The sequence below is a fragment of the Paraburkholderia fungorum genome (genome assembly GCF_900099835.1).
Classification (GTDB): Bacteria; Pseudomonadota; Gammaproteobacteria; order Burkholderiales; family Burkholderiaceae; genus Paraburkholderia; species Paraburkholderia fungorum_A.
On record NZ_FNKP01000003.1, the window covers coordinates 1,205,984 to 1,232,615 of the forward strand.

Consider the following 26,632-nt stretch of genomic DNA (forward strand, 5'->3'; position numbering starts at 1 on the left):
AAACGGTACGGCTCTCAGCGCGAAACGGCACCCTGTTCGCGCAACTTCACGGCGGTCATACGCGGCATCAACAAGTGAATGATGCACAGCGCGACCAGATACGCCGATGCCCCCACCGCGAACAGCGCCCAGTACTGGCCCGTACGCTGCAACGTCTCGCCGATCACACCCGAATACAGGAACGAGCCGGCCATTCCCGCCACGCCGCCGATCCCGACCACCGTTCCGACGACCCGGCGCGGAAACACGTCGCCGACCATCGTGACGAGATTCGCCGACCAGCCCTGGTGAGCGGCCGCCGCGAGACCGACTGCGAATACCGCGTACCAGAGGCTCTGGAAATGCGACAGCGTGGCGATCGGCAGCACGCACACCGCACAAATGCCCATCGCCAGCTTGCGCGCGAAGTTGGGCCGGTTGGTGCGCGCCATCAGACGGGACGATAGCCAGCCACCCGCCACGCTGCCGACCGACGCCATCGTGTAGATGACGATCAGCGGCAAGCCGAGATTGCCGATGTCGATATGCCTCGATTCATTGAGCCACTTGGGCAGCCAGAATAAATAGAACCACCACACCGGATCGGTCAGCAGCTTGCCGAAAACAAACGCCCACGTTTCGCGATATTTGAGCACCGACAGCCAGCTAACCGATTGCTCGACCACTTCGTCGCGATCCGAATTGATGTAATCGAGCTCGCCCTTCGTTACCGACGGATGCTGTGCGGGCGGCCGGTACACGAGCAGCCACACAACCAGCCAGATGAATCCGGCCGCGCCGCCCGCGACGAATGTCGCACGCCATCCCCACATCACAGCGGCGATCGGTACGAACGCAGGCGCGACGATTCCGCCGATCGTGGCGCCCATGTTCCAGAAGCCCGTCGCCAGCGCGCGTTCTTTCTTCGGAAACCAGATTGCAGTGGTGCGAATTGCGACCGGGAAGTTGGCCGCCTCGCCGAAGCCAAGCAAACCGCGCACGGCCGCGAAGCCGGGCACGGTGGCGGCCGCCGCATGCAACATGGCGGCGAGGCTCCACATGGCCATCGCGCTGCCGTAGACCACCTTGGTGCTGACGCGGTCGGCGATCCGGCCGAACGTCGCGAGGCCGATTGCATACGCGACCGTGAACACCATCACGGTCTGCGCGTATTGCACCTGGTTCCAGCCGATGTCTTTTTGCAGCAGCGGCGCAAGCAAACCGAGCATCTGACGATCCATGTAGTTGATCGTCGTCGCGAAGAAAATCATCGCGCAAATGGTCCATCTATAACGTCCGACGACCGACTGGCTGGCGGCCGTACTGGCTTCTAATACTTTCATCGTGTCTCCAGAAAATTTTTATTGCTGCGCAAGCGCAGGCCGCCCCTCGCGCGGCGTCATTCGGGCAAAGAAGACGGCCCCGGCGGCCACTACCGACATCACGGCCAGTCCGGTGAGTCCGCCTTCGATCGAGCCGGTCTTCTGTTCGAGCAGGCCGAAGGCCGCGGGCGCGACGAAACCGCCCAGGTTGCCGATCGAATTGATCAGGGCCAGCACGGCCGCGGAAATGCGCGCGTCCAGATAGCCCTGTGGAATCGGCCAGAACAACGCCGACGCCGCCTTGAAACCGATCGCCGCGAAGCAGATCGCGACGAACGAAAACGCGGGGCTGCCCTGGCCGGCCGCGTACATGCCGAGCGCGGCGATCAGCAGCACGCACGCCACCCATGCCTGCTGGAATTTGAAACGCGCTGCGAGCATCGCGAAGAAGTACATGGCCGCGATCGAGATCAGCCACGGAATCGAATTGAACAGGCCGACCTGAAAGTCGTTGAACTGCCCCATCTTGCGGATGATGCTCGGCAGCCAGAAAGTCGCGCCGTAAATGGTCAGCGAAACCGAGAAGTAGATCACGCAGAAGATCAGGATTTGCGGATCGCGCAGCAGCTTCCACGCCGATGGTTTGATCGCATGCGCCGCATCGCGCTGACGTTGTTCTTCTTCTATCTCGCCGATCACCGCGTCCTGTTCGGCGCGGCTGAGCCACGCGGCGTCGCGCGGTTTCGAGTCGAGCCAGAACCAGATGAAGCCGGCCAGCACCACCGAGGCCATGCCTTCGATCAAGAACATCCATTGCCAGCCGTGCAGGCCCGCGCCGTTGATCAGCATCAGGCCGCCCGAGATCGGCCCGGATACGACAGAAGCGAGTGCCGAGCCGCTCAGGAAAATCGCGATGGCCTTGCCTCGTTCATCGCGCGGCAACCATTGAGTGAAATAGAAAATGACGCCGGGAAAGAAGCCCGCTTCGGCCGCGCCTAGCAGCAGGCGCATCGCGTAGAACGACATCTCGCCGCGCACGAAGGCCATGCCGACGGCGGCCAGCCCCCATGTGACCATGATCCGAGTCAGCCATATTTTTGCGCCGAAGCGCTGCATCAGGATATTCGACGGCACTTCGAAGATCGCATAGCTGACGAAGAACAGTCCCGCGCCGAGCCCGTAGGCCGCGGCGCCGATGCCCAGATCGGCACTCAGATGCTGACGCACGAAGCCGATGTTCACGCGGTCGATGTAATTGACGATGAACATCGCGACGAAGAGCGGCAGCACATGCCACTTGATCTTGCGTACCGCACTTGCCAGCGTGTCGGCGTGGCCTCGCCGGGCCGCGTCTGGAACAGATCTGCTCATGGGGTGTCTCCTCGGATGCCAATGTGCGCCGCGCGCCAGATGTTTGCGCACGGCGCAGGGCAGTCTGACGCTGCTTTATTACTGGGTCTTGAGCGGGCCTGAAAAGCAGGTTCTTGCGCACTTGAAAGCCGCTTGAGGGCCTTTCAAAAGCCGCTCAAAAGCGCGGATTCTTGCCGCTGAAACCGGGTTCGTACTTGCGCATCTGCTTCAGGTCGTCGCGATTGCGTACGCCGCACGACAGGTACTGATCGTGCAATTCGCGCAGCTTGTCGTGGTCGAGTTCGACGCCCAGGCCAGGTTGGGTCGGCACGCGCACCGAGCCGTTGTCGAAGCTCACGCGGCCACCCTTGATGACTTCTTCTTCCTGCCACGGGTAGTGCGTGTCGCACGCGTAGGTCAGGTTGGGGATGCTCGCGGCGACGTGTGTCATCGCCATCAGGCTGATGCCGAGGTGCGAGTTGGAGTGCATCGACATACCCAGATCCCACAGCTTGCACATGCGCGCGAGGGTCTGCGTTGCGCGCAGGCCGCCCCAGTAGTGGTGATCGGAGAGCAATACCTTGACCGAACCCATCTCCGCGCCGCGACGGAAGTCTTCCATCGTCGTGATCACCATGTTGGTCGCGAGCGGCAGGCGCGTGTGCTTTGCAAGTTCGGCCATGCCCGCGAGCCCCGGGCACGGGTCTTCGTAGTATTCGAGCAGTTCGTCGAGTTGAGGTGCGGCCGCGATGCTCGTTTCGAGCGTCCAGTTGGCGTTTGGATCGAGACGCAGCGGCATGCCGGGAAACGCTTCATGCAGTGCGCGCATGCAGGCGATTTCGTGCTCCGGTTCGAACACGCCGCCTTTCAGTTTGATGCTCTGGAAGCCATAAATATCGATCATGCGGCGCGCCTGCGCGACGATCTGCTCCGCGCTCAAGCCTTCGCCCCAGGCGTCGGGCGCGTACGGTTTCTCGATGTGCTCCGCGTACTTGAAGAACAGATAGGCGCTGTAGGGCACCGCATCGCGGACCTTGCCGCCGAGCAGGTCGACGATCGGCGCGCCGACGATCTGACCTTGCAGGTCGAGCATCGCGACTTCGAGTGTGCTGATGACTTTCGGCGCGTTCTTGGCCGCGTGCGAGCCGGGCGCCAGTTCGAATTCGACCGCGCCGGGGCTGGCCTTGATCGACGCCCGCACACGCTCTTCCATCTTGTTGAGATCGAACGGCGACAGGCCGATCACCAGCGCCTTCGCCTGCTCGAGCACGCGCAGCATCGGCTCGTCGCCATAAGTTTCGGAGATACCGACGCGGCCATCGCTCGTTTCCAGTTCGACGATGGCGCGCAATGCCCACGGTTCGTGGATGCCGGCGGCGTTGAGCAGCGGGCCGTCGCGAAAGGCGATCGGCGTGATGCGGACCTGCGTGATGGTGATGTCGCGAGTCATGGTGGCAATCAGCAAATAGGGCTAGGGGAGTGTGATGAACCCATTGTAAAGCACTAATGTATTAGTGTGTCAGTCGGGAAAATACCCATGCCCGTATGGCGAAAATCGGCTGTCCGCCTCGCGGGGCGGTTCGGGCGTCGGCTATAGTATTAGTATCTCAGCGGGCCTCGGTCGCATGCCGCGCCTGCCTCTACATTCTGTTTTTGCCATGAAAATCAACGCTTCTTCGTCGACGGCGAACCGGCTCGATCGGTCCCGTCATGCTGCGCCGCAGGTATTCGAACAACTGCGCGAAATGATTCTGTCGCTCGAACTGGCGCCGGGCACCGTCCTTTCGCGCGCCGATCTGGCGACCCGCTACGGCCTGAGTCAGACGCCCGTGCGCGACGCACTCATGAAGCTCGGTGAAGAGGGGCTGGTCGACATCTTTCCGCAGCACGCCACGGTCGTCAGTCAGATCAATGTGACCTCGGCGTTGCAGGCGCATTTCCTGCGCCGTTCGATCGAACTGGAGGTCGTACGCACGCTCGCCGGGCAGCCCGACGCCGAGTTAATCAGCCGCTTGCGCGCGACGATTGCCGGGCAAACGGAGCTTCGCGATCCGAAGAACATCGAGCAGTTCTCCTTGCTCGATCAGGCCTTCCACCGGCAGATGTATGAAGCGGCGGGTGTACCGCAGCTTTGGGATCTGGTGCGTCGGCTGAGCGGGCATATCGACCGTTTGCGCCGTTTGCATCTGCCGGTAGAGGGTAAGACGATGGCGGTGGTGCGCGATCATACGAAGATCGTCGATGCGATCGAAAAGGGCGATGTAGAAGCCGCGCAGGCAGCGCTCCGCAAACATCTGTCGGGCACGCTGAATCAGATCGATCAGATTCGCACGAGTCATCCGAACTTTCTTGCGGATGATTGAGTTCGTTGCAGTGCGTTATCCGGAACTCACGAGCAACGTCCTGTTTCGTCATATACGACGATGTCGAATCCTTCGTTCGATGCGGGTGGGACGAAGTAGCGGGTGATCAACTCATATTGCGCGTCCGATGTCTGGAACGGATGCTCGCCCGCCGCGTTTCTCGCCTTCAATCGTGATTTGCAAATGTCGTCGCTCACATCCAGATAGTGAAGCCGATGTTCGCAGCCGGCGATCCGATATAAAGATTGCCCCCACGCCCGCGTGCTGGCCGTATTGAATGGAAAGTCGAGCACTACCGATATTCCCGCCGACAGAAGCGACTGAATGTGTGCTGTGAGAACGGTCTTCACGCGTGCTGCGCAGCGCACGTAGTCGTCGAGCGTATGAACTTCGTCCGGGTAAAGACGTGCGATCCATACGTCTTCGCTGATCAGCACAGTCCGCTGGGCAGCCGCGAGTCGTGCCGTCAGCGTGGACTTGCCCGACGCAATCTTGCCGCAGACCATATGGAGAACGGCGGCGTCATACGAGTCAACTGCATTAGCGGAACTGCTTTCATTCGTCATTGCCTGGCGCTCCGTTGAGAGCCCAGAAAGCAAAAACCCGCCTTCTGGGCGGGTTGTGATTGCGTATTGTCAACTCAATAGCTATCCCGCCGGGACTGTCGCGGCGTTAATAATGGAGTTGATGTGGAATCGCTTCATGTGCGAAAGGATAGTCGAAATCGAGACAGTGTGTGGATTCAAATTTCAAAGGCGAAGTGGGGTGCGCAATCGCCGAACTCATATAACTATTGAGTAGAGGTGGCTGGGGCGGTCGGTCAGAGCAGTGAAGCTCACCAACCGCCGCCCCTCAAAACCGCCTACTGCAGCACGCTCGCAACAACCTGCCCGCTTCCCGTTTCCAGCGACACGTTGCGCGTCTCGCTACCGCGAACCCACCAGTACGCCGCTGCAATCGGCCCCGGCAACGCAAGCGCGAGCAGTGCAATCAGTGCCGACGAAGGCGTGCCCGAACTCGCATACGCGTTCGTCAACATCAGCGGCGCCACGACCGCACCGACGCGTCCCACGGCCACGGAAACACCCAGCCCCGTCGCCCGCACACGAGTCGGCAGAATTTCGGACGAAACGACGTAGCCGGAAATATAGGCCCACGTCACGCCGAACTGGATCATGCAATAACCGATCACCATACCCGGCAGCGAACTCGTTCCGTAGATCACCAGAATCGACAATGTGGTGAACGTATAGCTGACGAACAGCGATGCACGCCGCCCCCAACGTTCGACCAGGACCGAAGCCGTCAAGCCGCCGAACAGCGCCGCTGCGTTGCCGTACATGTAGTAGAGCGGCATATCGCCGGCCGGCACTTTCATGAACGGCAGAATCACCAGCGCCATCAGTGAAAGCACGCCGTACACTACCGCCGCCTGCGAGAAATTGAATGCGCTGGCCACCAGGCAGCGTCCGCGATATTCGCCGAACAGCGCCCGCACGTTGCGCCAGAACGCAGCCTGTTCCGGCACGAATCCAACCGACGGATAACGGCGGCTCGCATGCGCTGCCTGCTCCGGCGACGCGCTGCTCACGATCTGATCGACTACCGCTTCCGCTTCGCTCACACGCCCCTGTTGCAGCAACCAGCGCGGCGACTCGGGAATCACGCGGCGAATCCAGAAGAACAGCAAGGCCATCGTCGTACCGAGACCGAAACCGACGCGCCACGAGATATCCGCAGGCAGATTGTTCAGCACCAGATACGACACGCCTGCCGACAGCAGTGCGCCGAGCGGAAAGCCCGACAGAATCAGCGAATCGGTTTTACCGCGATGGCGCTTCGGAATGAACTCGCCCATCGTCGCGGTCACAGCCGAATATTCGCCGCCGACGGCCAGTGCGGTCATCGCACGAAAGAACAGGAACGAATCGAAATTCCACGAGAACACCGTCATCACGCTGAACGCGGCGTACCAGAGCAACGTGGCGAGAAAGAGCCGCTTGCGGCCGAAGCGGTCGGCCAGATAGCCGAAGCCGATTGCGCCCACCAGCATCCCGAACACCCACACGCTCACCGCGATCGAGCCTTGCGAGGAACTCAAATGCCACTGCGTTTTCAACACGCCGAACACGCTGCCGATGATGTTGGTCTCGAACGAATCGAGCGCCCAGCCAACACCCAGTGCAACGATCAGCAGCGTGTGAAAGCGGGTCCACGGCATGTTGTCGAGACGCGCGAGCGCGTCGGTTTGAATCGTGTTTTCAGGGTTCACGATGGTTCCTTGAGCAGCGTCGGTTCGAAATCGAAAGAGGGAAACTGGGCGCGCGAGCCGATGAAATTCCGTCCGCGTGCGCCGTCGAATGCTTCGTCGACAATGCGGGTCCATTCGCCTGAAACGAGACCGTAAGCGGCAGGATGCGTATCGACGTTCAGCGCTCGCAGAAAGTCGGCTAGGTGTTGCGGCGCTTCATCTAGCGAGCCGAAAATGGCTTCTAGTGCGGCGTCGCACGCGGGATCTGCGCCGAGCGCGGCCTGCATCACGGCAGGCAGAGAGAACGAACATGCAAGGCCGTGCGGCACGCCGTGGCCGAGCGTGATTGCATACGAAATGTTGTGCGCGAGCGCGGTTCGCGTATTCGAGAACGCGAGACCCGCGCGCAACGCGCCGAGCGCCATCTGGCTGCGCGCGTCGAGATTGGCGGGATCGGCGGCGACTTGCGGCAGCGCGTCGATGATCTCGCGCGCGGCTTCGACGGCCAGGCCGCGCGTCACCGGATTGGCATGCACGTTCCACAGACTTTCGAGCGCATGCGACAACGCATCCAGCCCACTCGCCACGGTTTGCACGCGCGGCAAGCCAACCACGAGGCGGGGATCGACCAGCACTGCTTCGGGGTACAAATCGTCACGCGACAACGAGAGCTTGCGGTCGTTCTCCGGGTCCCACACGGTGGCCCACGAAGTGACTTCGCTACCCGTACCTGACGTGGTGGGAATCGCGATGATCGGCAACGCGCGGCGGCCGCTTTCGCGCCCTTGCGTCAGATACGCGAGCATCGGCTCGAACTCGCCGTGTTCGGCGGCCAGCACTTTCGCGGAATCCATCACCGATCCGCCGCCCAGCGCGACCAGTACCTCAGGCAAACGGGGCAACGCGGCAAGTTGAGCGCATGCGGCGCGCAGCATCGAAATGGAAGGATTCGCTTCGACGTTGTCGATGCAGGCGAGTGCGGGACCGGCGATTGTTTCGATCCGCTGGGTCATTGCGCGGAATGGCGTGTCGGGGTAGGTGACGATCGCGTAACTGCGGCCGTTCAGCAGCGTACCGATTTCATTCAGCGTATCGACGCCGAGACGCACGCGCACAGGGTTATGAAAGCTCCACGTCTTCACGCTTTTTCTCCTGCGGCGAGACGCGTTTCGATCGCGTCGATCACCGGCAACAGATCGGCAATGCTGTCGATCACATAGTGCGCGCCGGTTCGCGCAAGACGTTGACGCGCGGGTTCCAGTCGCGAGCGTCGGCCGTCGTCGTCGAGCGCCTGCCAGTCGGCCAGCGAGAGGCCCACTTCGTTGCCGCTCGCCGCAATGCCGACGGTCCACATGCCGGCCGCGAGACCGGATTCGAGACCCGTCGGGCTATCGTCGACGACGACGCATGCGCGCACGTCGGGCGCACCGAGCGCTATCGCGTTGTCGAGGCACATATCGGGAAACGGGCGCCCGCGCGACACGTCGCTAACCGTGCAGCAATGGTCGGGGCGATAGCCTTTATCGCTGGCAATCGGCAGCAGGTTGTTCATCACTTCGCGCGGATAACCGGTCGTGCTGCCAATGCGGATACCACGTGCCCGCAGCGCGGCCAGCGAGTCGAGCGCGCCCGGAATCAGGTCGCTATAGCGCGCGACATTGCGCTCGTCGACGCGCAGGAATTCGGCGTACAGCGCGTCGACATCGCCTTCATTCGACTGAACACCGTGATGCGCTTTCCAGCGCGACTGCACATCGGGCATCCGCAGAATCGCGACGATATGTTCGCGTTTGGCCGCGCCCATCGGCGCGCGCGCTTCAGCTTCGGAGATCGGCACGCCGGCCGACGCGAAGCACTGACGAAAGGCATCGACCGGCGCAATGCAGCCGAAGTCGAGCACGGTACCGGCCCAGTCGAAAATAGCCGTGGTGACGGGACCGCGATACGTGCGGCCATATGAATAGGCGGTGTGAAGAGTGGAAGGCTGCATCGTGTTCATGACCCAAAAAGGTGGCGAGGTGTCGATGAACACAGCTTAGTTTTGTCACATGACGCACCTATGATCGAATCACCCGGTTAATTGCAGGGTTTCAATCGATTTTTTCGATGGATCGATTCAGGCCATACGTATGACGAATTCACCTATCAGCCTATGACGCTCGTTCAGTTGCGCAGTTTTATCGCCGTTGTCCAGCATGGCGGCTTCACCGCGGCCGCGCGTGCACTGTCGATCAGTCAGACCACGATCACGTCGCAGATTCAGGCGCTCGAAGAAGAACACGGGGTCGAACTGTTCCATCGGCGCGGACGCCGCGTCGAGTTATCGGCCGTCGGCATGGACCTGTTGCCGATCGCGCGGCAGATCAGCGGCCTCGAAGCCGATGCCAATTCGATGCTGCACGACAGCGGCACGCTCAAACGCGGTTCGCTGAAGATCGGCGCGGTCGGCCCGTTCCACGTGACGGAAATGATCGAGTCGTATCACGCGCTATATCCGCATATGCATCTCGCGGTCACGCTCGGCAATTCCGAGGACGTGTTACGCGACCTGAACGACTATGCGTGCGATGTCGGTGTGATTGCCAGCGTGTTCGACGACGAGCGTTATCACATGCAGCCGTATGCGCGATATCCGGTGATAGCGTTCGTCAATTGCGCGCACAGGCTGGCTTCTCGCGACACGATCACGCTCGACGAACTCGCCGCCGAGCCGTTATTGATGCGCGAACCCGGCTCGACAACGCGCAAGGCGCTGGAAACTGCGTTTATCGATGCAAGGTTGAAGCCGCGCACGGCGATGGAAATAGGCAGCCGTGAGGCATTGCGTGAAGCCGTTGCGCGCGGGCTGGGAGTGGGTACGGTCTCGCAGTCGGAGTACGTTCCCGATGACAGGCTGCGGCCTTTGCGGATCGACGGCGATCCGGTCAGTACGCACATTCATGTGTGCTGTTTGCGCGAGCGACGCGACAGCGTGCTGGTGTCTTCGTTTTTTAAGGCGCTGAATAAGGCTTCGTAACGGCTACGGAAATGCGGGCGGATATTGTCCGCTGAATCCGGTTGAGCAAGACGTGCGGTGCTTCTTTCAAATACTGCGCAAGCGATCGAACAGGATCAGCGATAAAAACACGACGCCCGCTGCAAGACTGAGATGTCCAAACCAGATGACAAGACCGAACGACCAGCCCGCTTCGTGAACGGCGTAGACGAGCGCAGCACAAAAAGAAGCGCACGCTACAAAACGCAGCAGCACCTGCGCGTCTCCATGAATGGTTCGGCCGAACAGACGCTCCTGTTGCCGCGACGATGCGAGGCAGGTTGCAACAAAGCCGGCCAGCGCGATGAAAAAAATTATCGCGTGCATTCTCGTCCCTGACTTCCTATTGCACGTTCGCGCCGTCTGACGCGTACCGCGAGTCGCGCGAACAAAACCGCCAGTGCGAACAATGCCAGGTCGAAACAGGCAAATAGCCAGTCGCCATCGACGAGACGCGAAAAGAGCAGACCGTGGGTTGTCAAAAGATCTACGCAGGGCAGCAGCGCAAACATGATCGCAGCGCATGTGAGCAACTCGGCCCAGGCGCGCGCCGGAGTCCGGCACGCCACATAGACGAAAGTGGCTGCCCATACGACAAAGAACACACGAATCTCCCACTCTGCACGCTGTGCGAGCGATTCCGGCAACAGCCGGTTTGCGTAGAGATAGGCAGTCATCGCGATGGGCAGGCCGACAATCGTCGCGACGTTCAAATGTTCGACCAGTCGAAAGCCGAACGGCGGACGGTCGGGATTAGGCAGCCTGGGTCTGCGTTTAACCGTCCACATGACGAGCCCGGTGCCGACCATCGCCGTACCGGCCAGGCCGAGCATGAAGTACAACGCACGCGTGGGCAGATCGGCGAATCGACCGATATGCAGCGCGTACAACACGCCTCTCGTTTCGGCTGCCGGGCCGACGTGGTCTTGCACACGCAGCAGACGGCCATCGGTCGCGTCGAATAGAAGGAATTGCGGACTGGTCGAAACACGCCCGGATTCGCTTCGGGCAACGAGTACTCTCGCTGACCGGTCGCCTGGGTTGGTGATCGTTATATTGCGCACCGCGCGGGCGCCCCAGCGCGCTTCGGCCGCCCGGATCAGCGGCGCGATTGGTGTGAGTGGTGCGTGTTGTCCAGAGCGCTCCCCGGGCGGCACGAACGCGTTGATTTGCGACACCGCTGCGTTGCGCGCCGCCTGAGTTGGAAACGCAGCTTTCATTCCCCACGGCATATACAGCAACGCGAGCGTGACAAGACCCGTATACGTGATCATCAAATGAAAGGGCAACGCCAGTACGGAAAACGCGTTGTGTGCATCGAGCCATGAGCGCTGCCCTTTGCCGCTGCGGAACGTGAAGAAGTCCGCAAGAATCTTTTTGTGTGTAATGACGCCGCTGATAATGCTGATCAGCATGAACATCGCCATCACGCCGATCAGCCAACGCCCCACTACCGGCGGCACGTAGTACAGATTGAAGTGAAAGCTATAGAAGAAGTCGCCGCCCTGGGTGTCGCGCACGCTTACGCGCTCTCCGCTGACGGGATCGAACGTGCCTTCGACAAAACCGCTAGCGTCGCGCCACATCGCGTGCGCGGCGTTGCCGCGTTTGCCCGGTACGCTGATCAGCCATTGCGGACTGTCGGGTGCGATCTCCGCGAGATGCGCAACGATCCGGTCGACGCTTTGCGTGACCGGTTCATTCGCGTGTGGCGATGCGAGTTCCGGCCGCATCCACACGGAGATTTCGTCGCGATAGAAGCTGACCGTGCCGGTGAGAAACACGGCATAAAGCAACCAGCCTGCGAGCAAACCGGTCCACGTGTGCAGATTCGCCATCGACTGACGAAGCCCGGCGCGTTTCTCCGAGTGGCCCGGCTTACGTGTTGCGAAGACCCAGATGACGGCCCCCGCATACACGATAAAGCTCGCGAGCAGCCCGGCAATCACCGCTTCTGTCCTTGAAATGGGCAGAAGCAGCGTTGCCACGCTCGACAACGCGGCGAGCGCATAGCCTCCCAGAATGGCGACGCCAATCCGGGAGGTTAGCCCGCCGCGCGAACTCGCCGATACGACGCGCCAGAGCCGGCTTACCAAAGGTACCTCACCGTACCGAGAATCGCACGACGCTCGCCGAATTCACAGGACGCCGCGCTCTGGCAACCCGTCAGATACTCGCGATCGCCGATGTTCTGCACGTTCAGCGTCACCGATGCGCCCTTCAGGCGTCCATCGATTCGGCCGAGGTCGTAACGGGCCATCAGGTCGAACACGGTGTAGCTCGACGTCTTCCACAGATTGGCGGCATCGCCGTATGAACCGCCGGTGTAGCGCACGCCCGCACCGACTTCGAGTCCCGACAATACCGGCTGATCGAAGCTATAGGTTGCCCACAGGCTTGCCTGATGCTTCGGAATCAGCGGCAACTGGTGGCCGAGTTGCGCCGGGTTGGTCGACGCGAGCACGCGGGTATCGGTGAACGAGTAGTTGGCGATCAGCTTGATCTGCCGCGTGATCGCCGCGCGCGCTTCGAGTTCGACGCCGCGCGAGCCGACTTCGCCGGTCTGAATGCTATACAGAATGTTCTCGGGGTCCGGCGTCAGCACGTCCTTTTGCTTCATGTCGAACAGCGACACCGCAAACAGCGCATCGAAATTGTTCGGCTGATACTTGATACCGATTTCCGTTTGCTGACCGCGAGTCGGCGTGTAAGGACGGCTTCCCGATTCCGGCGACGTCGTACCGATTTGCGGCTCGAACGACGTCGAGTAGCTGATATACGGCGCAATGCCGCTGTCGAACAGATATCCCAGCGCGACGCGGCCAGTGAATGCGTTGTCGTTCGCGGTCGTGGTGAGGTGCGTATTGCGATTGTTCAATGCGGCGCGCGACCAGTCGTTACGACCGCTCAACGTCAGAATCCAGCGATCGAGCTTCACCTGATCCTGCAGGTACACGCCGTACTGATTCAGCGTCTGCAAATTGTTCGCGGTGTAGGTGATGGCCGGTGCGGCACCCGTGTTGACCGGATTGAAAATATCGATCGAACTCGCGGCTACGGTGCCGGTGTAGTTGTCGATCGTCTCGCGGCGAAAATCGAAGCCCGCGAGAATGGTGTGATTTAGCACGCCCGTCTTGAACTTGCCCTGAACCTGGTTATCGACGGTGAATTCGTCCATGCTGCGGTTGATGTCCGTCGCGCGTCGAAGCAGCGTGCGGTAGTCGGTCGGCAAGCCGGTCGTCGCGTCGGTCACGAAGCCATTGCCCCACGTCGAATAGTTGTGGGTTTTTACATGGGCGTAGCGCAGCGCCTGCTTTACTTTCCAGTCGTCGTTGAACGCGTGGTCCGCCTCATAGCCGACCGCGTAGTACTCGCGCTGAAGCGTGTCGCGATCGGGGTCGCCCAGGTTCTGATTCGAATGAATCTGTCCCAGTGGATTGGCGTACAGCGTGCCATACGCGGGGTAGTACTGCGTGGCGATCCCGGCATCGTCCTTCTGATATTGCGCGAGCAACGTGAACGAGGTGTCGGCAGTGGGGCGGAAAGTAAGACTCGGCGCGAGGTACGTGCGGTTGTCGTCGGCGCCGTCCACCTGGGTGCCGCTATCGCGGCGCAAACCGACGAAGCGATACAACAGTTTGCCATCCTGATCGATAGGGCCGCTGAAGTCGAACGCGCCTTGCACGCGGTCGTAACTGCCGCCCTGCAATTCGACTTCGTGACGCGCTTCGTCGGTCGGACGTTTGCTGGTCATGCTAATGATGCCGCCCGGCGGATTCTGTCCGAATAGTACCGACGACGGCCCGCGTACCACTTCGACACGTTCGAGACCAAAGGGCTCCGATTGCGCGCCCTGACCGCCGAGACCGTACGGCAGCATCAGTCCGTCCAGATAGAAGTTCGGCATGAAGCCGCGCACGCGCACATAGTCGCGATCGGTAGTCACGCCGAAACTGTCGCCGCGTACACCGGGCGAATAACGCAGCGTCGCGCCGACGCTTTGCGCGGCCTGATCGGTGATCTGGTCGGCGGTGACGACCGAGATCGATTGCGGCGTTTCGAGCAGCGGCGTGTCGGTTTTAGTGCCGGCCGCGCTGCGTAACGCGACGTATCCGCTGGTTTCCGTCCACGCGGTTTCAGCATGGCCTTTCACGTGAACCGGTTTGAGCGTCGTCGATTCCGTGCCCACAGGCGGAGTCGGAATGCGATAGAGCTTGTAGGCACCTCCTTCGACAACGCTTGCGGCAAGACCCGAACCCGCCAGCAAGGCATCGAGTCCCGCCGGCGCGCTGTACGTTCCATGCAAGCCCGCGCTTTGTGCGCCATCGGTCAGCGAAGGATCGGTGCCGATCATCAAACCGGAGTGACGTCCGTAGGCGATCAACGCGTCGTCGAGGCGTCCGGCGGGAATGTCGTAGCGTCGGACATCGTTGATGGCGCGCGGCGATTGCGCGTGAGCATCGCTTGCTTGCAACATGGGCGCCGCGCTGGCGAAAGTCATGGCAATAGCCAGCGTAAAGAGATTCGGTGCACGACGTAATGCGCCGCGCGCGGTGGCGCGAGGTTGAACTGAAACCATGAAAAGGCCTTGATTCGAGCGGTAGATGGACGACGCTGCCGTGCGCCTCGGCTTCGTCTTATGAGGTTTAACGCTCGAAATAGAAAACAGTGCCGATTTTTTTCGACGCAATGTTTTCGACGAATAGGGAAAGTGCAATCGACGCGGTTACGTATCGATTGCGGCGTGCTTCAAGGGGGATCAGGCGGATCGCTGAGTGACCGTGACCCAGTAGCGGGTGCGGCTGTGAAGCGTGATCGGCAGAACGTGTTGAAGCAGGCGCAGTACCTTGTCGGTGTCCTGGATGGGAAACGTGCCGGTGACGCGCAGGTCGCCGACCGAAGGATCGCAGCGCAAGATGCCTCGCCGGTAGCGCGCCAGTTCCTCGATGAAATCGGCGACGCGCATGTTGCGCGCTACGAGCAGCCCGTCGATCCACGCTACGGTGCTGGAATCGAGCGCGGAGGGCGGCTCGAATTCGTTGCGGTTGAACGACGTGGTTTGTCCGCGCGTGAGCGTGAGGACCTGGCCGGCCGCGTTGGCGGGACGAACCTCGACCACGCCTTCCATCACGCTGACTCGCGTATCGCCGTCCATTTCGCCTGGCTGTCGCACGACGAAGCGCGTGCCGATCGGCGTGACGGCACCATTGCGCGTATCGACGTGCAGAGGGCGACCCGCCGGGTCATGCCCGCTCACCACGAGAATTTCGCCCTTGTACAGCGTGATGCGGCGCTGATGCGCGTCGAAGCGGACATCGGCGGCGCTATCGGTGTTCAGTGTCAGACGGGTATTGTCGGCCAGCACGAATTCGCGCTGCTCGCCCACGGCCGTGCTGAAACCCGCAGTCCAGCCGCGCCAGGGAGTGACGTCCAGCAATGTCCAGCCGACGATACCCGCGCCCGACAGCGTCAGCAGGCGTGTCATCGCGCGACGGCGTTTCTGTTGCGCGGTGACGCTCTCGATCACCGAGCGCGCCGTCTTAGACCCGAGTTCGCCGACGTTGTCATTGAAGCTCTGCGTCATCTCGGCCATGCGCCGCCATGCTTCGGCATGGACCGGACTCGCCGATCGCCAGCGCTCGAACTCGGCTTGATCCTGCGCGTCGGGAGCCGTCTGAAGTTTGACGACCCAGTCGGCAGCCTGAGCGACGATAGACGCGTCGATACGATTCGCGGGCGTCATCCGGTCAAGCCTGGATTGGGCGGAACAGGCTCATTCGTAGACCACTGCATAGCATTGCTGCAATGCCTTGGACATGGCCTTCTTGACCACATCGAGCGACAGGCCGAGCTGCTGCGCCACCTGCGGGTAGCTGAGCCCGTCGAGTTGGGCGAGAAGAAAAACCGTGCGGGTTCGCGGGGTCATCGCCTCGACCAGACGGCATAAGCGTTCCAGTGTCTCCAGAATCAGCGCACGCGTTTCGAGCGATGGCGCGGTGGCTTCCGGCTGGCTTGCCAGGACGTCCAGATAGGCACGTTCGACCTGAGCATGGCGGAAGTGGCTGACCATCAGATTCTTTGCAATCGTCGTCAGATACGCGCGAGGTTGCTGCATGGCTTGCGCGGGATCGCCGCGCAGCAGGCGCTCGAAGGCGTCGTGCGCGAGATCCGCCGCGTTGTCGCGATCACCGAGTCTGCGATGCAGAAAGCCGACGAGCCAGCGGTGATGCTCCCGGTAGAGCAAGCCGACGGCGTCGATCTGATAAGTCATTACAGATGAATTGGCCACTGGACGAATGAACGCAGTCACATTGATTAATGAGAATCAATCGCATTCTAATGCAAGAATTGCAATTTGTGACTGTTTTGTAATTTTCGGTCCGCGTGCAACTAACGGTCAACCGGCTGACCGACCGGCAACGCGCGGGAACATGCCCCGCGCGTCAGATCAATCGCGATTAGCGTTGGCAGCGATCAGAAACGATGCCGCAACGACACGTGCACGCCAAGCTGATGATTGTTCGCCGACGGCGTCTGTCCGGTCAGCGCAGCAACGGCGGGTTGATCCAGAGAGTCTGTACCTGCCGCGTGTTCGTAGACGACGACGCCATAAATGTCGGTTCGTTGCGACAGCGAGTAATCCGCGCCCGCAGCGGCCAGGTGATAAACGGCGCTGCCCGCATTGCTCGCACCCGAGTTATGCGTGTAGCTGTACGACACGCCCCCCGACCACGCCGGCGAAAAGCGATACGACATGCTCGCTTCCGCGCTGTTGAACGTCGCGGTACCCGAGTAGTTGAACGGATTCGGACCGGCGTTGAGGTTGCCGAGGTTCTGGAACTGCGTGTTCGTGTACACGAGGTTGAACGTCGCCGCGCCTGCCTTGTACGACCCGCCCGCCGCGATGATCTGCAGCGCCTTCGCCGATGCATAGCCCGCGAAGCTCGGAATCGATTGCGCGGTAGTGTCCGAACCGATGCTGCCGAGGTTGTTGGTGGCGGCGGTTGTTCCCGAGTTGGCCTGGCTGCCGTAGAAGGAGAGGTTCGGGTCGCGTGCGTTCAAATACGCCGCAGCGACGGCAACGGGGCCGTTTGCGTACGACACGCCGAGCGAGTAGATCTGCTTTTGCGTCGCGCTGCCGGCAACGCCGCCGACGCTATACACGCCGCCGAAGCTCAAGCCGTTGTACGAAGGGCTCAGGTAGCGGATCGAGTTGTTGCTGCGGCGAGTATTCGCGAGATTGTCGACGTCGCCGGCATGCGAAACCATGTACCCGCCCCATGTCGCCACGGCGGCGAACGGCTGCACGAACATGTCGACGGCGTCGTACTGACGACCCAGTGTGACCGTGCCGAGCGTATTCGATTTCAGGCCCACGAAGGCCTGCCGTGCGAAGAGCGCGCCACCCAGGGCAATCGCGCCGGTGCCGCCGCCAAAGCCGTTTTCGAGCGTGAAGATCGCAGAGTTGCCGCCGCCGAGGTCTTCCGTTCCGCGAATGCCGAAGCGCGAACCGGTCACGCCGGAAGTCGCCGCATCCTGGAAGGAGTACTGCGACGCGCCTTTCAATGCGCCGTTGCTGCGACCGGTTTGTGCATTGCTGGTATAGCTGAGGCCGACGTCGATGAGCCCGTATAAGGTCACGCTGCTTTGTGCGAATACCGGAGTAGAGAGAGTTGCCGCGACCGAGGTCACCAGCGCAGCGAAGGTTTTTGTCTTTGTCATGTTATTCAATCAGATAGATCACCCGCGACTTCTTTTTTTGTGCGGGCGTGAACCCGGGTCGCGAGGGCGAAGTTTTTACCACGAAAGCAGGGCGGCGCGCGGGGAAATGACATGACTGACGTGAAAACACGTCAGTGGATCGGGCATGGGTTGCCGATGCAGAGCGCGGATTCGGCTCTCTGCTGACCTGTGAACGGCAGCACTCGCCCGATCGATGCGGTGGAAGGTGGAGGGCGTTACGTCGGTAAGCTTCTGTCGATCATGCGATTAACGTGCGGGTACGTGGCCGTCGATCGTCTGGATGATCGGCCACGTACCCGCGGTTCAGGCGACCGCCTCGGTTTCCGCTGCTCCGTGATAAGCAGGGAAGTCGGAATAGTGCTTTTCGTCGCCACCCCAGAACGCGGCGCGAACATAGGGCGTCAGCGGCAAGCCGTGCTTGAGGCGGTACGGCAGATCCGGGTTCGACGAGAAGTGACGTCCGAAGGCAACCAGGTCGGCGTCGCCGGACTTCACGATTGCTTCAGCGCTGGCGCCGTCGAAGCCGCCCGCCGCGATGATCGGCCCGGAAAAGTGCGGACGCAGGTAGTGGCTCGCAACCGGCGGATGACCTTCGTGCAACGTGTCGTCGCCCTTGATGCGCGGTTCGATCACGTGCAGGTAGGCGATCCTGTATTCGTCGAGCACCTTCGCGACATAGCTAAAGGTGGCTTCCGGGTCGCTGTCGGAGATGCCGCCCCATTCGCCGGACGGCGAAATACGTACGCCGACACGATCCGCGCCCCACACGGAAATGAGCGCTTCGACCGCTTCGCGCAGAAAGCGAACCCGGTTTTCAACCGGACCGCCGTAGGCATCGGTGCGCAGGTTGGTGCCGTCCTGAATGAACTGATCGACGAGATAGCCGTTTGCGCCATGCAGTTCGACGCCGTCGAAACCGGCATCTAGCGCGCGTTGAGCGGCCACCCGGAATTCCTCGATGATGCCGGGGATTTCTTCGATGTCGAGTGCGCGATGGGGCGAGGCGGGCACGAAACCGTCCTTCGTCAGCGCGACGCCTTCGAACGGAACGACCGACGGCGCAACCGGATCGACACCGCCTGTCATTTCGACGTGGCTTTGACGTCCACCGTGAATCAGTTGCATGAAGACGCGGCCGCCTTTCGCGTGAACGGCGTTGGCGATCGCTTTCCAGCCGGCCACCTGGCCGTCGTGGTAGAAGCTGGCCGCGCCCAGATACGAGCGCGCCGTCTCGGAGATGCTGACGCCTTCGATCACTTCGAGGCCGCCTTCCGATGCGCGTTGGCCGTAGAAGTCGGCCATCATCGGGCTTGGAATGTCGCCGGGCTGAATGGTGCGCAGGCGGGTCATCGGGGCGAGAACAACGCGATGCGACAGTGTGTAAGCGCCGACCTTCGTAGGGGTGAACAAGTTAGCCATGATCTTTCCTTTACCGGTTAGTGAGCATCTGAATGCGGTTCGCGTCGACCGTCGAACGAGCGGCTTGTCCATTTCCGGCATCCTTGCGATATAGATAAAACGCATGGGTCGTCAATGATTGTGGAGCCGTATTTCCGTTTCGAGGATCGTTTCGTTGCCGCCTGACAGGTAATCTAGGCTCGGCCGATAAGAAATAAAAAGACTTTAGAGGCTGGGTGGCATGCCTGAAAGGCATGGTATGAGGGTGAGGTTCTGGTGAAGCGAGGTGCAGCGGCGTCCGCTGCGGGCCGAGTGGTTGGCGCTACGTCTGGATTTGAATGCGGGCGCCGGATCGGGACGAATGACTCGTTGGCCGACCCGTGTTTTGAAATGCGATATCAGGCCGAACTTGCGCGCGCACGCCGCGAAATAACGAGCGACATCCAGCAAAACCCCGCGCTAATAGCCCCTACGACGCCGCCAAACGAGCCTATCCAGGGCAGTCCGAAGTCATGCGCGATGTGATTGCCGAGCAGCGCGCCCGCACCGATGCCGACGTTATAGAGCCCTGAAAAAAGCGACACGGCCAGATCCGTTGCGTCGGGTGCCAGTTCCAGTACCTGGGCCTGCATCGCAAGGCCGAAGGAGATGATCACTCCGCCCCACAGCAAAATGTGAAGCGACAACGTACCGATGGTCAACGCGAAAGGGAAAAGCAGCAGCAGGCAGGCTGGCAGCAATGCCACCGTGGTCAACAGAAACCGGTGAGGTTGCTTCGGGTAAAAGCGCCCGAAGCAGATTGCCGCTGGCATGCCGGCTACGCCAAACAGAACCAGCAAATAGGTGATGCGCGCGTTGCTCGCGTGATTCACGAGGTGCGCGAACGGTTCGAGGTACGTGTAGACGGAAAAATGAGCGGTGACGGTGAGCACCGTCACGGCGTAAAGAACCATCAGCATCGGCGTCTTCAGCAGCTTCGGCAGGCTTCGCAGCGACCCGGCGCGCTCGCTCGGCAGCAACGGAAGCGTGACCCACAGCGCGGCCATCACCACTACCGCTGCACACGCGATGATCTGAAAAGTCGTGCGCCATCCCAGCGCTTCGCCGATCACGCGGCCAATGGGAATGCCTGCCACCATCGCAATCGATGTGCCGACTGACAGGAAACCCAGCGCGCGACTTTTGTCCTTGGGCGGCACCAGTCGCACGACCATCGCGACAGAAACGGACCAGAAGATCGCGTGTGCGAACGCGATGCCGATCCTTCCTATCATCAATATCGTGAAGTTGGGCGCGACGCCCGTGATGACGTGGCTGACGATGAAAATCGCCAGGACCTGCATCAGCAGCTTGCGCCTTTCGACGTTGCGCACGAGCAGCATCAGCGGCATGGACGCGAGGGCGACGGTCCACGCATAGATGGTCAGCATCAGCCCGACGTTGGTCGGTTCCATGTCGAGGCTGTTGCCGATTGCGGTGAGCAGGCCGACGGGGACGAACTCAGTGGTGTTGAAAACGAATGCCGACAATGTCAGCGCGAATACGCCCCACCAGGGCCGTTTGAAATAGGAGAAGTCGGTTGTTGCCATCATGAGACCAGGTGGCGCGCTGACAGCACGAATGATGTCAGTCGGCGCAAGACGGGGACGCGCTTTGTTTCCGAAGCGAACGTAGACGATATCAGATGACCCCGCCGGATAGCGTCGTCGAGGCGAGCTCGCCGCTGCAAAGGTCATGCCGGGTCGCAGATTGCCGGCCGATTGGTTCTCCTTCGCTGGAGTTTCGGTTTCGATGTTCCGGCACGCAAATTCCGTATACGGGTACGACAGAAGTTCAAGGTTTTCGGCCATATCGGTAGTCGCACCGATTTGGTGGCCTATGCTTCACTGCAGCATAAAGACGTCGTGAGCGTGCGTCCGGAAAAAGTCGTCCTGATCCGTTCGGGGCGTGGAGAAACGCGTCTTGCCGCGCTACGCCGCAAGTGGCCGCTTGCGGAACCCATCCGATAATTAGCGAGTCGAGAGGTCTTTTCCAATGAGTACGCCAAATGATGTTGGACGGCGGACATCGTCCGGTCAGGGAAGCTTCTGGTCTGCGCTGAAAACGCACTCTGATTCCCGGAAAACCGTCACACATTCACCAGAATCAGGCAGAAAAATATTTCGGAACAGTATTGGCACTCTCTACTCGGGCGTGCTCCACGGCGTGAAATATTTTCTTCCCGATTCGGTTTTCTTATTCCTTTCACATCGCAGAAGAGTCGGGCGGTTTCCGAACCTGCGGAATCCGGCAACCTTCAACGAAATCATTCTGGATCGTTGTCTGCATCCCGATCCGTTATGGAGCGTGCTGGCGGACAAGCTCGCGGTTCGGGAATATGTGAAGGAGAAGATCGGGGAAAAGTACCTGATTCCCTTGATAGCCGTGCCCGACGTTTTTACGCAGGAGGTGTTTGATACGCTTCCTGAGTCGTTTGTCATGAAAGCGAATCACGGATGCGGATTCGTCAAAGTGGTATGGAACAAAGCCGATGTTTCGTTTGGAGAGCTTCAGCAACTCGCGGATCAATGGCTCAGCACCGATTTCTCCGTTGCCTCTCGCGAACGGCACTACCGGCCAATCAAGCCGCGAATCTACTTCGAGAAGTTACTGACCGACCGAAGCGGCAAGGTGCCTCCCGATTACAAAATAAACATCTTCGATCGCGAACAGGGCGAACCGGTGATCTATACCGGCGTGGTTTCAGACCGCTTCGGCACGCCGCATCACGATTTCTACGATACCCAATGGAATCCGCTGCATATCGCAGCGGCGGGCTATCCGTGCAGTGACGATCCCGCCGGGCGCCCTGCCAACTGGGGCGAAGTCGTCGACGTTGCCACGCGTTTGTCGGAGGGCCTTGGATATGTTCGCGTAGACCTATACGCGTACGACAACGAAATCTTCTTTGGAGAATTGACCTTCACCCCAGGTGCGGGTGTGACGCGTTTCTCGCAAGACAGCTTCGATTACGAGTGGGGGCAACTGATCAGGACCATGCCCTCGTCGCGAGAGGCAAACTTCGTTCGCAAGTCGTAAAGCGACGAATCGTGGCGGGTATATCGAAAGACACGCGCGTTGTGAAGCGCGTGTCAGATCGATGTTTCGCCCGTGTTTGCCGATCTGCTTCTGACTTTCCCGAAACCCGCGAATAGTGAGGTTGACCATGGCAACACGCCTGTCAGCGTCGGAAAGTATTTCTTTCGAAGAAGCGTTGACTGACGAGTGCTTCTCCCGAATCCTCAGATGGATCGAGAGTTTCCTATGCGCTCCCAACACCGAACTAGGGCGCCTGGGCGACGTATGTCCGTTCGCCAGAACGGCGGTATTAAAGCGCTCTATAGAGTTCTACTGGAATCACTCTTCGAGCATACAATGTCTTTCCGATGACATTGAAGTGCATAGGGAAGAGTTTCTGCAGGGCGGAGGCAGGGACGATATCTATCGTTGCCGAATTATTGTCCCGGACCGGCTTGGCGACGTGTCCAGCGCAATCGAGTATGTTCAGAAGCAACTCAAGCCCACGTTTGTCGAGCATCATCTGATGATCGGGCAGTTCTTTCCCGATTGCGACGAACCGGGTTTGCGGAACAAGGCATTTCGTCCGTTGCAAACTCCGGTTCCGCTGATTGCGATTCGCAATATGGTGCCGACAGACATCGCATTTCTGTATGGCAACGAGCAGTACGTGAGCGCGTATATGAAAAAATTCGGGAGCCGCGGAACGATTGCCCTTCGGCAATATGAAGCGACCATGGAGACGACAAAATGAGCTTATCGAAAGTCGATATATTTGCCGATCATATTGTCCGGCACAGCACGTATATCGAAAAGATCAATCTGAGCTTCTCCCAGTTCTTCATCAAGTCAGCTTCGGGCACGCTCTGTATCGAGACGGGTTCGCGCGGTGACTTTCCGCTGCTGAAGTCGAATCTGCTTTCGGCAGGAATCGATGTGGCGTCGGTGGGCAGCCTGATCGTGCCGCACTTCGAAGACGATGAAATGGGTGCGCTTCCGGAGTTTCTCGCGCTCAACAAGTCGCTGGTTGCTTATGCCCACCCGATTTGCGCGCATGCGCTCGGCGACATCTTCTCCGTCAAAACGAAGCTTTTCAAAGACGAGACACCAATCAAGATCAACGACGAAGTGATCATTCCGATCTTCGCCAAGCATGTTCATCAGTGGGACGCGCTGGTGATTTATGTGCCACGTTTCAAGGCGCTTTTTTCATCGGACATCTTCATGAGTTTCGGTACCGTTGACGACAAGTGGGCGAACCCGGTGGAGAAGATGATTTCGTCGATTGAGGAGTCGGGATACCTGCCGTCCATCGAGTACCTGCATTCCGTTTTGATCAAGATAAGGAAATACGATATCGAAACGATATTTCCGATGCACGGTCCTGCCATTCAGGACAATGCTGGCGCAGCGATCGATGGACTGATCGAGTACTGCGTGAAGAATCGCGTCAAGGAAGCGGTCGACGGATGAACCGCATGGAGTGCGGAAATGTACTCGTCTCGCGGTCAGTAGTCTGATCCGCAACCCTCCCGCCGACATCGCCCGATACGGATTCGCGCCGCGTCCGGCAGATATTCCGTCGATTTGTTAATCTCATGCAGGAGCAAATATCCCAACCATACAAGGAGCTTCCTGCATGAGCAATTCTTCCGACTATGTCCCGCCGACAGTCTGGAGCTGGAACAAAGATAGCGGCGGCCGCTTCGCGAACATCAACCGCCCGGTGTCGGGGGCGACGCATCAGAAAGACCTGCCGGTCGGACGCCATCCTCTGCAGCTCTATTCGCTGGCAACGCCGAACGGCGTAAAGGTCACGGTGATGCTGGAAGAGCTGCTGGCCCTCGGCCACAGTGGCGCGGAGTACGACGCGTGGCTCATCAGGATCGGCGAGGGCGATCAGTTCGGCAGCGGCTTCGTCGGCGTGAATCCGAACTCCAAGATTCCCGCGCTGCTGGATCGCAGCGGTTCGGAGCCGGTTCGGGTGTTCGAATCAGGCGCAATTCTGCTTTATCTCGCCGAGAAATTTGGCGCGTTTCTGCCGGGCGAATCCGCTGCGCGTGCCGAGTGCCTGTCATGGCTGTTCTGGCAAATGGGAAGCGCGCCTTACCTGGGCGGTGGTTTTGGGCATTTCTACGCGTACGCACCCAGCAAAATCGAATATGCGATCGACCGGTTCACGATGGAAACCAAGCGACAGCTCGACGTGCTCGACAAGCAGCTCGCCACGCACGAATACATCGCGGGCAGTGAATACACGATCGCCGATATCGCAATCTGGCCGTGGTATGGCGGTCTGGTAAAAGGATGGCTTTACGAGGCGGCCGAGTTCCTGTCGGTGCAGGATTACAGGCACGTGCGGCGCTGGGCCGACGCAATCGGAGAACGTCCGGCCGTGCAGCGCGGACGGATGGTGAATCGCGTGTTCGGTGAGCCTTCAAGTCAATTGCACGAACGCCACGACGCTGGCGATTTCGCAATCAATACGCAAGACAAGCTTGCCGCGCAGAAGTAAGTCGCAGCTTTTCCAGTAGCTGAATCGCCTGCTGTGACGCAGGCAGACACACGCGCGGTCGGGCACCGCGCAGCGCTGCCCGGGTTGCAATAGCCCGGGCAGTGCCGAATCTTATTTCGACGATTCGTTCCAGGCCGGCAACGTCGCTCCGTGATAAACGGAGAGAATTTCCTTCTCGACGTTCGGCTGCTGATAGCTTTCAACCAGCGCTTGCACCCAAGGAGCTTTGGCGTCTTTTTCGTTCACGGCGAGGAAGTTGCGATACGGGTTGCCCGCCACCTTTTCCTGCGCAATGCGCTCTTGCGGAATCTTGATTCCGGCCTTGATCGCCCAGTCCGTGTTGATCACCGCCGCATCGAGATCGCCGATCGCGCGGCCTACGATACCTGCGTCCAGTTCCTTGATATGAATGTTCTTCGGGTTATCCGCGATGTCGCGAATCGTGGGCAGAAGCGCCACATCGGCGCGCAGCTTGATCAGCCCCAGACTTTGCAGCAGCAACAGTGAGCGGCCTTCGTTGCTGGGGTCGTTCGGCACGCCGATGGTTGCCCCATTCGGCAGATCGGCAACCGATTTCACCTTGCGTGAATAGAGGCCGATAGGTTGGACGTAGGTGTAGCCCACCGGCACGATTTGATAGCCGCGAGCCTTGATTTGCGCATCCAGATAGGGCTTATGCTGGAACGAGTTGGCGTCGAGGTCGTGCTGGGATAACGCTTCATTCGGCTGCGTATAGTCGTTGAAGGTCGTGATCTTGATCGTCAGGCCGTGTTTTGCAGCGTTCGCGGCTACGACACGCCACACGTCCTCGTCTTCGCCGGACATGATGCCGACGCGCAAGGTTTGATCGGCCGCCTGCGCTGCCTGATTGATTGCCAGGCTGCTACTCAACGCCACCACGGCGAGCATCGCTCGAATAAATGTTTGTCTTTTCATTTTTGAAGGTGTGTTCGTGTTTTTGCAAACGACATGTTGCAAACGATGTAGATGCTAGAGAACAGGGGCACCTGCTGACAAATACATAAGTGCGAAATGCTATGCAGGTTCCCATATATACGAATTGCCTCCAGGCCGGCTCGCAGTTCATAACCCGCTTCATAACGATATGTCAACTCGATGTTTCCAGTCCGCCGCGAATCCTGCCATGCTGGCTTTTACGACGTGCGCAGGTTCTGCAGGCGACGCTCAGTCATTGTTCCTCTATCAATCGCAGTGCCCAACCCTTATCGATCATGGATCCATTGATCAACAGTTTGATGCTGAAGATGAGACATAACCGCGTCTACACCATCGGGACTTTTTCCCGTAGGTTTGGCGTATCGGAGCAGGTTGTCGAATCTGCGCTCGCCACCCTGGTCGAAAGCGGCAAGGTGCGCGCGTGCTTCAATGCGCGCCGCGATATTGGATATTGCCTTGCCGGTGCCAAACCGGTAGGCGGGTCGACGGGTCTCTCCAACGTCACCACGGTTGCCACGCTGCCTGTGACGCGTCGCGTCGATGGCGCGCTAGCAGGATACGAGCGGCAACTCGACGCACATCGTTCGCTTGCGATGCTGATCCGGCGCTAATGCCGCCGGAGTTGTGGAGCGAGAGCGTTAATCAATTCGATAACGTCCCGCA

The 26,632-nt window shown here is 60.0% G+C and carries 23 protein-coding genes; 7 read left to right on the forward strand and 16 right to left on the reverse strand.

Annotated features, from left to right (window positions below):
• Positions 1 to 14: 14 nt before the first annotated feature.
• The 3 genes from BLS41_RS34570 to BLS41_RS34580 form a co-directional block, all read right to left on the reverse strand.
• Positions 15 to 1,322 (reverse strand): MFS transporter, encoded by a 1,308-nt coding sequence (locus BLS41_RS34570; protein WP_074772521.1) that lies wholly within the window; start codon positions 1,320 to 1,322, stop codon positions 15 to 17.
• Positions 1,323 to 1,340: 18 nt separating this feature from the next.
• Positions 1,341 to 2,672 (reverse strand): MFS transporter, encoded by a 1,332-nt coding sequence (locus BLS41_RS34575; RefSeq protein ID WP_074772524.1) that lies wholly within the window; start codon positions 2,670 to 2,672, stop codon positions 1,341 to 1,343.
• Positions 2,673 to 2,826: 154 nt separating this feature from the next.
• Positions 2,827 to 4,101: a glucarate dehydratase family protein gene (locus BLS41_RS34580; RefSeq protein ID WP_074772528.1), complete on the reverse strand. Its 1,275-nt coding sequence runs from the start codon at positions 4,099 to 4,101 to the stop codon at positions 2,827 to 2,829.
• A 208-nt stretch (positions 4,102 to 4,309) separates the two neighbouring features.
• On the opposite strand from BLS41_RS34580, the gene BLS41_RS34585 reads away from it, so the two are divergent.
• Positions 4,310 to 5,014 carry a GntR family transcriptional regulator gene (locus BLS41_RS34585; RefSeq protein WP_074772531.1) on the forward strand — a complete coding sequence of 235 codons (705 nt, stop codon included), beginning with the start codon at positions 4,310 to 4,312 and terminating at the stop codon, positions 5,012 to 5,014.
• Positions 5,015 to 5,040: 26 nt separating this feature from the next.
• Here BLS41_RS34585 and BLS41_RS34590 read toward each other — a convergent pair whose 3' ends face one another.
• The 4 genes from BLS41_RS34590 to phnX all read right to left on the reverse strand — a co-directional run bounded on the left by BLS41_RS34590 (position 5,041) and on the right by phnX (position 9,255).
• A complete protein-coding gene (locus BLS41_RS34590; RefSeq protein ID WP_074772534.1) occupies positions 5,041 to 5,580 on the reverse strand; it encodes a P-loop nucleotide/nucleoside kinase family protein in 540 nt (179 codons plus the stop codon).
• A 296-nt stretch (positions 5,581 to 5,876) separates the two neighbouring features.
• Complete coding sequence (locus BLS41_RS34595) at positions 5,877 to 7,235, reverse strand: MFS transporter (protein ID WP_436972076.1); 1,359 nt, start codon at positions 7,233 to 7,235, stop codon at positions 5,877 to 5,879.
• A gap of 47 nt (positions 7,236 to 7,282) precedes the next feature.
• Positions 7,283 to 8,407 carry an iron-containing alcohol dehydrogenase PsrA gene (gene psrA / locus BLS41_RS34600; protein WP_074772540.1) on the reverse strand — a complete coding sequence of 375 codons (1,125 nt, stop codon included), beginning with the start codon at positions 8,405 to 8,407 and terminating at the stop codon, positions 7,283 to 7,285.
• Complete coding sequence (phnX, locus tag BLS41_RS34605) at positions 8,404 to 9,255, reverse strand: phosphonoacetaldehyde hydrolase (protein WP_074773478.1); 852 nt, start codon at positions 9,253 to 9,255, stop codon at positions 8,404 to 8,406. Before phnX ends, psrA begins: the two co-directional genes overlap by 4 nt.
• A 162-nt stretch (positions 9,256 to 9,417) precedes the next feature.
• Between phnX and BLS41_RS34610 the strand changes: the two genes are divergently transcribed.
• Complete coding sequence (locus BLS41_RS34610; protein WP_074773481.1) at positions 9,418 to 10,281, forward strand: LysR substrate-binding domain-containing protein; 864 nt, start codon at positions 9,418 to 9,420, stop codon at positions 10,279 to 10,281.
• A 66-nt stretch (positions 10,282 to 10,347) separates the two neighbouring features.
• Here the strand turns inward: BLS41_RS34610 and BLS41_RS39280 are convergent, their stop codons facing one another.
• From BLS41_RS39280 to BLS41_RS34650, 8 genes are all read right to left on the reverse strand, one after another.
• Positions 10,348 to 10,626 (reverse strand): DUF3325 domain-containing protein, encoded by a 279-nt coding sequence (locus BLS41_RS39280; protein ID WP_074772543.1) that lies wholly within the window; start codon positions 10,624 to 10,626, stop codon positions 10,348 to 10,350.
• Positions 10,614 to 12,395 (reverse strand): PepSY-associated TM helix domain-containing protein, encoded by a 1,782-nt coding sequence (locus tag BLS41_RS34620; protein ID WP_143026463.1) that lies wholly within the window; start codon positions 12,393 to 12,395, stop codon positions 10,614 to 10,616. Before BLS41_RS34620 ends, BLS41_RS39280 begins: the two co-directional genes overlap by 13 nt.
• Positions 12,389 to 14,878, reverse strand: coding sequence for a TonB-dependent siderophore receptor (locus tag BLS41_RS34625; protein ID WP_083380234.1), 2,490 nt, complete (start codon positions 14,876 to 14,878; stop codon positions 12,389 to 12,391). The genes BLS41_RS34620 and BLS41_RS34625 overlap by 7 nt, the downstream gene beginning before the upstream one ends.
• A gap of 180 nt (positions 14,879 to 15,058) precedes the next feature.
• Positions 15,059 to 16,042 (reverse strand): FecR domain-containing protein, encoded by a 984-nt coding sequence (locus BLS41_RS34630; protein ID WP_074772549.1) that lies wholly within the window; start codon positions 16,040 to 16,042, stop codon positions 15,059 to 15,061.
• Between the two features lie 30 nt (positions 16,043 to 16,072).
• Entirely contained in the window at positions 16,073 to 16,570 is a 498-nt protein-coding gene (locus BLS41_RS34635; protein ID WP_074772553.1) for a sigma-70 family RNA polymerase sigma factor, read from the reverse strand.
• 203 nt (positions 16,571 to 16,773) lie between these two features.
• Entirely contained in the window at positions 16,774 to 18,021 is a 1,248-nt protein-coding gene (locus BLS41_RS34640) for a porin (protein ID WP_074772557.1), read from the reverse strand.
• 324 nt (positions 18,022 to 18,345) lie between these two features.
• Positions 18,346 to 19,461, reverse strand: a complete 1,116-nt coding sequence (locus tag BLS41_RS34645) for an alkene reductase (RefSeq protein ID WP_074772561.1) — start codon at positions 19,459 to 19,461, stop codon at positions 18,346 to 18,348.
• Between the two features lie 377 nt (positions 19,462 to 19,838).
• On the reverse strand, positions 19,839 to 21,029 hold the full coding sequence (locus tag BLS41_RS34650; RefSeq protein ID WP_074773488.1) for a sugar transporter: 1,191 nt from the start codon (positions 21,027 to 21,029) through the stop codon (positions 19,839 to 19,841).
• A 445-nt stretch (positions 21,030 to 21,474) separates the two neighbouring features.
• Here BLS41_RS34650 and BLS41_RS34655 point away from each other — a divergent pair, with 445 nt between their 5' ends.
• From BLS41_RS34655 to yghU, 4 genes are all read left to right on the forward strand, one after another.
• The gene (locus BLS41_RS34655; RefSeq protein WP_083380235.1) at positions 21,475 to 22,518 is read left to right on the forward strand and encodes an ATP-grasp fold amidoligase family protein; all 1,044 of its coding nucleotides are present in this window, start codon (positions 21,475 to 21,477) and stop codon (positions 22,516 to 22,518) included.
• A gap of 127 nt (positions 22,519 to 22,645) precedes the next feature.
• Positions 22,646 to 23,251: a DUF6875 domain-containing protein gene (locus BLS41_RS38750; RefSeq protein WP_143026464.1), complete on the forward strand. Its 606-nt coding sequence runs from the start codon at positions 22,646 to 22,648 to the stop codon at positions 23,249 to 23,251.
• Positions 23,248 to 23,970, forward strand: coding sequence for an oxygen-binding di-iron domain-containing protein (locus BLS41_RS34665; protein WP_074772568.1), 723 nt, complete (start codon positions 23,248 to 23,250; stop codon positions 23,968 to 23,970). The genes BLS41_RS38750 and BLS41_RS34665 overlap by 4 nt, the downstream gene beginning before the upstream one ends.
• Positions 23,971 to 24,136: 166 nt before the next feature.
• Positions 24,137 to 25,012, forward strand: a complete 876-nt coding sequence (gene yghU, locus BLS41_RS34670; RefSeq protein ID WP_074772571.1) for a glutathione-dependent disulfide-bond oxidoreductase — start codon at positions 24,137 to 24,139, stop codon at positions 25,010 to 25,012.
• A gap of 111 nt (positions 25,013 to 25,123) precedes the next feature.
• Here the strand turns inward: yghU and BLS41_RS34675 are convergent, their stop codons facing one another.
• Positions 25,124 to 25,921 (reverse strand): MetQ/NlpA family lipoprotein, encoded by a 798-nt coding sequence (locus BLS41_RS34675; RefSeq protein ID WP_253189905.1) that lies wholly within the window; start codon positions 25,919 to 25,921, stop codon positions 25,124 to 25,126.
• A gap of 356 nt (positions 25,922 to 26,277) precedes the next feature.
• On the opposite strand from BLS41_RS34675, the gene BLS41_RS34680 reads away from it, so the two are divergent.
• Positions 26,278 to 26,580 (forward strand): hypothetical protein, encoded by a 303-nt coding sequence (locus tag BLS41_RS34680; protein WP_253189881.1) that lies wholly within the window; start codon positions 26,278 to 26,280, stop codon positions 26,578 to 26,580.
• Positions 26,581 to 26,632: the final 52 nt, after the last annotated feature.

Coding starts and splice junctions, on each gene's coding strand:
- BLS41_RS34570 (WP_074772521.1), bottom strand. CDS start 1,322: ATGAAAGTATTAGAAGCCAGTACGGCCGCCAGCCAGTCGGTCGTCGGA.
- BLS41_RS34575 (WP_074772524.1), bottom strand. CDS start 2,672: ATGAGCAGATCTGTTCCAGACGCGGCCCGGCGAGGCCACGCCGACACG.
- BLS41_RS34580 (WP_074772528.1), bottom strand. CDS start 4,101: ATGACTCGCGACATCACCATCACGCAGGTCCGCATCACGCCGATCGCC.
- BLS41_RS34585 (WP_074772531.1), top strand. CDS start 4,310: ATGAAAATCAACGCTTCTTCGTCGACGGCGAACCGGCTCGATCGGTCC.
- BLS41_RS34590 (WP_074772534.1), bottom strand. CDS start 5,580: ATGACGAATGAAAGCAGTTCCGCTAATGCAGTTGACTCGTATGACGCC.
- BLS41_RS34595 (WP_436972076.1), bottom strand. CDS start 7,235: ATGCCGTGGACCCGCTTTCACACGCTGCTGATCGTTGCACTGGGTGTT.
- phnX (WP_074773478.1), bottom strand. CDS start 9,255: ATGCAGCCTTCCACTCTTCACACCGCCTATTCATATGGCCGCACGTAT.
- BLS41_RS34610 (WP_074773481.1), top strand. CDS start 9,418: ATGACGCTCGTTCAGTTGCGCAGTTTTATCGCCGTTGTCCAGCATGGC.
- BLS41_RS39280 (WP_074772543.1), bottom strand. CDS start 10,626: ATGCACGCGATAATTTTTTTCATCGCGCTGGCCGGCTTTGTTGCAACC.
- BLS41_RS34625 (WP_083380234.1), bottom strand. CDS start 14,878: ATGGTTTCAGTTCAACCTCGCGCCACCGCGCGCGGCGCATTACGTCGT.
- BLS41_RS34630 (WP_074772549.1), bottom strand. CDS start 16,042: ATGACGCCCGCGAATCGTATCGACGCGTCTATCGTCGCTCAGGCTGCC.
- BLS41_RS34635 (WP_074772553.1), bottom strand. CDS start 16,570: ATGACTTATCAGATCGACGCCGTCGGCTTGCTCTACCGGGAGCATCAC.
- BLS41_RS34640 (WP_074772557.1), bottom strand. CDS start 18,021: ATGACAAAGACAAAAACCTTCGCTGCGCTGGTGACCTCGGTCGCGGCA.
- BLS41_RS34645 (WP_074772561.1), bottom strand. CDS start 19,461: ATGGCTAACTTGTTCACCCCTACGAAGGTCGGCGCTTACACACTGTCG.
- BLS41_RS34650 (WP_074773488.1), bottom strand. CDS start 21,029: ATGGCAACAACCGACTTCTCCTATTTCAAACGGCCCTGGTGGGGCGTA.
- BLS41_RS34655 (WP_083380235.1), top strand. CDS start 21,475: ATGAGTACGCCAAATGATGTTGGACGGCGGACATCGTCCGGTCAGGGA.
- BLS41_RS38750 (WP_143026464.1), top strand. CDS start 22,646: ATGGCAACACGCCTGTCAGCGTCGGAAAGTATTTCTTTCGAAGAAGCG.
- BLS41_RS34665 (WP_074772568.1), top strand. CDS start 23,248: ATGAGCTTATCGAAAGTCGATATATTTGCCGATCATATTGTCCGGCAC.
- yghU (WP_074772571.1), top strand. CDS start 24,137: ATGAGCAATTCTTCCGACTATGTCCCGCCGACAGTCTGGAGCTGGAAC.
- BLS41_RS34675 (WP_253189905.1), bottom strand. CDS start 25,921: ATGCTCGCCGTGGTGGCGTTGAGTAGCAGCCTGGCAATCAATCAGGCA.
- BLS41_RS34680 (WP_253189881.1), top strand. CDS start 26,278: ATGAGACATAACCGCGTCTACACCATCGGGACTTTTTCCCGTAGGTTT.